Source organism: Gordonia sp. i37, from assembly GCF_002043085.1.
Taxonomy (GTDB): domain Bacteria; phylum Actinomycetota; class Actinomycetes; order Mycobacteriales; family Mycobacteriaceae; genus Gordonia; species Gordonia polyisoprenivorans.
The window spans coordinates 22796-29592 of record NZ_MVPX01000256.1 but is presented as its reverse complement, the minus strand read 5'-3'; the positions used below and the strand labels follow the sequence as shown (position 1 = coordinate 29592).

The 6797-nt window shown below is 66.4% G+C and carries 5 protein-coding genes and 1 pseudogene; 3 read left to right on the top strand and 3 right to left on the bottom strand.

Features of this window, described 5'->3' with window-relative positions; genetic code table 11:
* Positions 1 to 271, top strand: a pseudogene (locus B1964_RS12150) (hypothetical protein); the annotation flags it as partial.
* 7 nt (positions 272 to 278) lie between these two features.
* Here the strand turns inward: B1964_RS12150 and B1964_RS12145 are convergent.
* Positions 279 to 845, bottom strand: coding sequence for a DUF402 domain-containing protein (locus B1964_RS12145; protein WP_020171020.1), 567 nt, complete (start codon positions 843 to 845; stop codon positions 279 to 281).
* A 76-nt stretch (positions 846 to 921) separates the two neighbouring features.
* Here B1964_RS12145 and uvrB point away from each other — a divergent pair, with 76 nt between their 5' ends.
* Positions 922 to 3084, top strand: a complete 2163-nt coding sequence (gene uvrB, locus B1964_RS12140; protein WP_079929914.1) for an excinuclease ABC subunit UvrB — start codon at positions 922 to 924, stop codon at positions 3082 to 3084.
* 136 nt (positions 3085 to 3220) lie between these two features.
* The gene (locus B1964_RS12135; RefSeq protein ID WP_006373270.1) at positions 3221 to 3664 is read left to right on the top strand and encodes a universal stress protein; all 444 of its coding nucleotides are present in this window, start codon (positions 3221 to 3223) and stop codon (positions 3662 to 3664) included.
* An 88-nt stretch (positions 3665 to 3752) separates the two neighbouring features.
* On the opposite strand, the gene B1964_RS12130 is transcribed toward B1964_RS12135, so the two are convergent.
* Positions 3753 to 6104: an AAA family ATPase gene (locus B1964_RS12130; protein ID WP_079929913.1), complete on the bottom strand. Its 2352-nt coding sequence runs from the start codon at positions 6102 to 6104 to the stop codon at positions 3753 to 3755.
* Complete coding sequence (locus tag B1964_RS12125) at positions 6101 to 6703, bottom strand: hypothetical protein (protein WP_079929912.1); 603 nt, start codon at positions 6701 to 6703, stop codon at positions 6101 to 6103. The genes B1964_RS12130 and B1964_RS12125 overlap by 4 nt, the downstream gene beginning before the upstream one ends.
* Between the last annotated feature and the right edge of the window lie 94 nt (positions 6704 to 6797).

Below are 6797 nucleotides of genomic sequence, written 5' to 3'. Positions count from 1 at the left end.
GCGGCTGGGCGTCGAGCCGGTCACCCGATTCACCCAGGACGACCTGAGCGGTGCGGCCGCCTTCGTGCGTGGGCAGACCGGGGTGACGCTGATCAGCTGGGAGCACCACCGAATCCGTGGCCTGATCCAGGAGTTCGGAAAGGTCACCCCGAGCCCACGCGACTGGCCCGACGACCGGTTCGACATGGTCTGGCTGCTCCGACCGAGCGAGACCGGCTGGGCACTCGACGAGATGGCGCAGTTGCTCCTGCACGGCGACCGAACGGTCTGAGCAGGACTCAGGGACGATCCAGCCAGAACACTCGCCCGCCGACCGCGGCGTCGAGCCATGCGTCGACGTCATGGCCGTGCTCGGCGGCACCGGCGAGGGCTCGCGTGGCGATCCCCACGGCGGCCACGCAGTCATCGGTGGTCAGCAACCCGGCGCGATGTGCAGCGAAGAGCTCGTCGACGTCGATCAGCTCCAAGGGGGTTCCGGGGACATCGACGAGATCGAGATACCAGTCCACCGCATGCCAGCGGCCTTCGCCGTCGGGGCCGTCGAAAGCACCCACGTCCAGATAGAGTCGCTGACCCGTGCGATGTCCCTCCACGAAATGGAAGATGTTCGCACGGAGCCCGAGCGCGGGGAGCAGCCACGACTCGAGGTGATCGAACCGCGGATGGTCTGCGGTCCGTGACATGTACAACCCGAAATCGGTGACCTCGTACCGTTCGACCGGCCGCACGAAACCCTTGTTGTCGGTGTTGGTCATCGCCGGCACGTCGAAGGTCTCGCGTTTGGGCGGATGGAGGTGCTCGTGAGACGGGACCTCGTGTGACGGGAGACCGGCCGAGTCGGACATGCACCGACCCTAACCGTGCCCGCACCGCTCGATCGCATGGAACACACTTGTCGTAGGGCGCGTTTACCCTGGCGTCATGGCCTTTGCAGCAGAGCGACCGGTGATCGCGCACTCCGAGTACCGCCCGATCGGCGAGATCGAACGCACCGAGGGCCACTTCGAGGTGGTCAGCGAGTACGAGCCCGCCGGTGACCAACCGGCAGCCATCGACGATCTGGAGAAACGGATCGCCGCAGGCGAGAAGGACATCGTGCTACTCGGCGCCACCGGTACCGGCAAGTCGGCGACGACCGCGTGGCTCATCGAGCGGGTCCAGCGTCCGACCCTGGTGATGGCGCCCAACAAGACCCTCGCCGCGCAGCTGGCCAACGAACTGCGCGAGATGCTCCCCAACAACGCCGTCGAGTACTTCGTGTCGTACTACGACTACTACCAACCCGAGGCGTACATCGCGCAGACCGACACCTACATCGAGAAGGACTCGTCGATCAACGACGACGTCGAACGTCTGCGGCACTCGGCCACCTCGAACCTGCTGTCGCGCCGGGACGTGGTGGTGGTCGCGTCGGTGTCGTGCATCTACGGTCTCGGTACCCCCCAGTCCTACCTCGATCGGTCGGTGGAGATCGCCGTCGGCGACGAGATCGATCGGGACGCATTGCTACGGCTGCTCGTCGACGTGCAGTACGCGCGCAACGACACCGCATTCACGCGCGGCACCTTCCGCGTTCGCGGCGACACCGTCGAGATCATCCCCTCCTACGAGGAGCTCGCCGTACGGATCGAGTTCTTCGGCGACGAGGTCGAGTCGTTGTACTACCTGCACCCGCTCACCGGAGACGTTGTGCGGCAGGTGGATTCACTGCGCATCTTCCCGGCGACCCACTACGTCGCGGGACCGGACCGCATGGAGAGGGCGATGAAGAGCATCGAGGACGAGCTCGAGGAGCGCCTCTCGGAGCTCGAACGCAAGGGCAAACTCCTCGAGGCACAGCGGCTGCGCATGCGCACCACCTACGACCTGGAGATGATGCGCCAGGTGGGGTTCTGCTCGGGCATCGAGAACTACTCGCGCCACATCGACGGCCGCGGCGCGGGTACCGCGCCGGCGACACTCATCGACTATTTCCCCGAGGATTTCCTCCTGGTGATCGACGAGTCCCACGTCACGGTCCCGCAGATCGGCGGCATGTACGAGGGTGACATGTCCCGCAAGCGAAACCTCGTCGAGTACGGTTTCCGGCTGCCGTCGGCGGTCGACAACCGGCCCCTGACCTGGGACGAGTTCGTCGACCGCATCGGGCAGACCGTCTACCTGTCGGCAACCCCGGGTCCCTACGAGCTCGGCCAGTCCAACGGTGAGTTCGTCGAGCAGGTGATCCGACCGACCGGACTGGTCGACCCGGAGATCGTGGTGAAACCGACCAAGGGTCAGATCGACGATCTGGTGCACGAGATCCGGGAACGCACCGACCGCGACGAGCGTGTACTGGTGACGACCCTGACCAAGAAGATGTCCGAGGACCTCACCGACTACCTGCTCGAACTCGGAATCCGTGTGCGGTACCTGCATTCCGAGGTCGACACCTTGCGGCGCGTCGAGCTACTCCGACAACTGCGTTCGGGTGACTTCGACGTCCTGGTGGGCATCAACCTCCTGCGCGAGGGACTCGACCTGCCCGAGGTATCGCTGGTGGCGATCCTCGACGCGGACAAAGAGGGATTCCTGCGCTCGACGACCTCGCTGATCCAGACCATCGGCCGTGCCGCGCGCAACGTCTCGGGTCAGGTCCACATGTATGCCGACAAGATCACCGACTCGATGCGCAACGCCATCGACGAGACCGAACGCCGACGGGCAAAACAGATCGCCTACAACAAAGAGCGCGGGATCGATCCGCAGCCGCTGCGCAAGAAGATCGCCGACATCCTCGATCAGGTGTACCGGGAAGCCGAGGACACCTCGGCGGCGGTGGTCGGGTCCGGCCGCAGCGCCAGCCGTGGCCGACGTGCGCAGGGCGAGATGTCCGGTACCAAGGCCGCCAGCGCCGGTGTGATCGAGAAGCGTGATGTGTCGGCGATGCCGAGAGCCGAACTGGCCGATCTGGTTTCGCAGCTGACCGACCAGATGATGGCTGCCGCACGCGACCTGCAGTTCGAACTCGCCGGCCGCCTGCGTGACGAGATCGCCGACCTGAAGAAGGAGTTGCGAGGTATGGACGCCGCCGGTATCAAGTAACGCAGACGGGCGTGCCTCGCCCGATCGTGGGACAAATCGCCCCGCGGCGCACTAGCCTGCACACCCAGGGCTCCCTAAAGTGTGGGGGACGGTTGCGCCCGCGAAGTGCGGGGCCGAACACGTAGTGGAGGTACGAATGAGCGCATATACCACGGTGGTTGTCGGAACCGATGGCTCGGAGTCATCGATGGCGGCGGTCGATCGCGCCGGAGCGATCGCCGGAGAGTCGGCAAAACTGGTGATCGCATGCGCATATTTCCCCAACGACCGTTCCGCCGGTGAGGTGGCCGACGTGCTGAAGGACGAGGCCTACCAGGTCACCGGCTCCTCGCCGACCGAGGAGATCCTCCGTCGGGCCAAGGAACGGGCGACCAAGGCCGGGGCCACCCAGATCGTGCAGCGCGCGGTCAAGGGCGCACCGGTCGACGCGCTGCTGCAGCTCGTCACCGACGTCCAGGCCGATCTCCTTGTGGTCGGAAACCGAGGACTCAACTCGATCGCCGGCCGCCTGCTCGGTTCGGTGCCCGCCGACGCCGCACGCAAGTCCACCTCGGATGTCTTGATCGTCCACACCACCTAGAGAGCATCTCCTCACAGCCGACAGGGCGCCCCGCTCAGCGGGGCGCCCTGTCGGTTTCCGATGGTGTGGCGGTTGTTCGTGTCCGGGCTCAGGCCGACGGTAGATCTGCGAGCTCCGCGGGCAGATCCCGGCTGTGAATGACGATCAGCCGCTGCGTGCTTCGCGTCAGCGCCACATACAGGTCGCTGAAGCCCCGGGGCGACTGATCGACGAGCTCGGCCGGCTCGACGACGATGGTGGTGTCGAACTCGAGTCCCTTGCACGTGGTGACCGTATGTAACCGTGGCCGCGGGTCGGCGACCTCCCCGGATGCGTCGGTGCCGGTCTCCGGTGCCTCGGTGACATTGTCGAGTGCCTCGGTGAGATTCTCGAGTGCCTCGGCGATCATCGGATGGACTGCATCGGGCACGACGATGCCGGTCAGACCGGTCAGCTCGGGTGCGGTGGCCGCTTCGAGGATGGTCGCGGCCAGGCCACGCGGCTCGGTGCGGATGGCCACGGGCTCGATTCCGTTCCTGCGCAACGACGTCGGGGCGGTGGCCCCCGGATCGACCCGGCTCAGCACGCGCGCCGCGTAGGTCATGATCTCGGCGGGCGTGCGGTAATTGACGGTCAGTTCCCGCAGCTGCCAGCGGTTGGCGACATACGGTGTGAGTACCTCACTCCACGAGGTGGTGCCGGCCAAGTCCCCGGTCTGAGCGGTGTCGCCGATGATCGTCATCCACCGGTTGGGTATGCGACGCATCACCATTCGCCACGCCATCGCGGAGAGTTCCTGCGCCTCGTCTACGATCACATGGCCGAACGTCCACGTCCGGTCCCCGTACGCACGTTCCGCGGTGGTCGCGCGACTGGTCTGGGTCTGACGTGCCGCGAGCTGTTCGGCGTCGATCAGGTCATAGGCCATGAGGATCTCGGGGTCCAGCTCGTCCTCGAGATCCTGTGGCGCAGAACCGGTGAGGATATCCAGGGCGTCCTGGGCCTCGGCGAGTTGACGGCGCCACTGCTCCTTCTCCCGCGCCTGGGCCTCGGCGGTGCCGTACCCGATCAGCTCGGCGAGCTCATCGAGCAACGGGACATCGGCGGGGGTGAGATCGGACGCGTCCTCGGCGGGGCTTCGATGCAGGGCGGCACGTTCCTCGTCGCTCCACCCGGGTGTGCACTTGCGCAGGGCGGCTTTGTTCGCGAAGAGATCTCGCAGCACGTCCTGTGGGGTCAGGGTCGGCCAGAAGTCGAGCAGTGTCGCCCGGATGTCGGTGTCACGGGACATATCGGCACGGATGTCGGCGATGTCGGAGGAACTGAGCATCTGGGAACCGTCGAGCAGGCTTGAGCCGATCGTCGCGGCGTGGCGTGCCGCCAGAGCGTCGAGCGCGGAGCGCAAGAACACCGATTGCGCCTGGTTGTGGGCGCGTCGGGAGGACCGTGCCTTCCCGCGGGCGGCCTTGATCAGCTCGCTGTCGATCTCGACCGTGTAACCCTCGAAGGTGACCGGGATCGAGGTGCGCGGCAAGGACTCCCGGGCACGCACCGCACGTTTGAGGACGTCGAGCATCGCAAGTCTGCCCTTCACCTCACGAGTGGTCCGCGGTTCGTCGGCGCGGGCATGGACGTCCGGGAACAACTCGCCGATGGTCGCGAGCAACACGCCCGACTCGCCCAGGGATGGCAGCACCTGGCCGATGTAGTCCAAGAAGTCACTGTTCGGTCCGATGATGAGAATGCCACTCCGCGAAAGGATCTCACGATGGGTGTAGAGCAGGTAAGCCGCGCGGTGCAGCGCCACGGCGGTCTTGCCGGTACCCGGGCCACCTTGGATCACGGTCACCCCGCGATGGGTGGAGCGGATGATGAGGTCCTGCTCGCGCTGGATCGTCTCGACGATGTCGGTCATCTCACCGGTGCGTGCGGTGTTCAACGCGGCGACGAGCGCCGACTCGTTGACGACATCGCCATGACCGAAATCCTCGGCGGACGCATCGCCGGCGGTCAGGAGCTCGTCGTTGACCGCCTGCACCGAGCGATTTCGGGTGCGGATGTGCCGGCGCCGGGCGACGTCCTCCGGTGCGGCGGGCGTGGCGAGGTAGAACGCCCGTGACAGTGGTGCCCGCCAGTCGAGTAGCAGGGTGGTGTCGGCGTCATCGTCGTCGAGAATCCCGATCCGGCCGATCCGCCGGGTCTCGCCATCCTCCAGATCGAGTCTGCCGAAATACAGATTGTGTTCGGCGGCATCGAATTTGGTGAGATCGTCGACGTACATCCGCTCGTAGGACTCGCGTTCGGACTGCGCCTGCGGCGTCCCGCCGGACTCGCGCAGGGTTGCTGCGAGGCGCTTGCGGGTGGTGGCGCGCATGCGGTCGAGCCGTGCGTAGACCAGATCGAGGTGTGTCTGCTCCTCGACGGTGCGGGGGTCGTCGGTGCGTGCGGGTGACGAACTCATCGGGCCTCCGCAACCTTGGTGAGACCAGCGTCCTGGACCAGACACGCCGCACGGATGCACTCGACGAGTCGGGTCGCCCGGTCGGTGTCCGCCAGCCCGGCGCAGGTTGCTGCCGAGTCGGTGGACAGACCCAAGCCCAGGCGTCGGTCCAGCCAGCCGAAGACATCGGCCTGGGAGCCGAAGGGCGCCAACGAGTCCGGGCTGTCGCCGAGCACCCCGTGCCGGGAGACGTAGAGGCAGAAGGTCGCGGGGAGCTGGAAACCCATGGATGGTGCCGGCCCATCGGGGCGCAGGGAAAGTGACGTCGAGCTCACGGTCATTCGATGGTAGTTGGGTTCGGTGGAGTCGAGTGCCGCAAGGTGTGCCGGCTCGAGCCATGCGGCGGTGGTGGCCAGTCGGGCGCCTGGTCGGCGATAGGGGGCCGCGGGGATGTAGCCGCGTCGGGCGACGTGCGCCGAGTGGGTGACGTCGAGGTCGGCCACCCACACCCGCACGACTCTGTCGAGGAGGTCGGCGGTGTCGAGTCCTGCATCGACGAACTTGCGGCGCAGCACTTCTGGCGAGGTGTTGGAACCGACGGCGACCACGAGGGTGGCCACTCCCGACGTCGTCGGAGGACATACCGACGACGTCGGGACGACGAGCTCGTCGCACCAGGGGTACAGATGAGGATCGAGGCTCCCCGTGACGGTG

Bases quoted from the DNA above. Each gene is read 5' to 3' on its own strand.
- B1964_RS12145 (WP_020171020.1), bottom strand. From the start codon at position 845: ATGTCCGACTCGGCCGGTCTCCCGTCACACGAGGTCCCGTCTCACGAG.
- uvrB (WP_079929914.1), top strand. From the start codon at position 922: ATGGCCTTTGCAGCAGAGCGACCGGTGATCGCGCACTCCGAGTACCGC.
- B1964_RS12135 (WP_006373270.1), top strand. From the start codon at position 3,221: ATGAGCGCATATACCACGGTGGTTGTCGGAACCGATGGCTCGGAGTCA.
- B1964_RS12130 (WP_079929913.1), bottom strand. From the start codon at position 6,104: ATGAGTTCGTCACCCGCACGCACCGACGACCCCCGCACCGTCGAGGAG.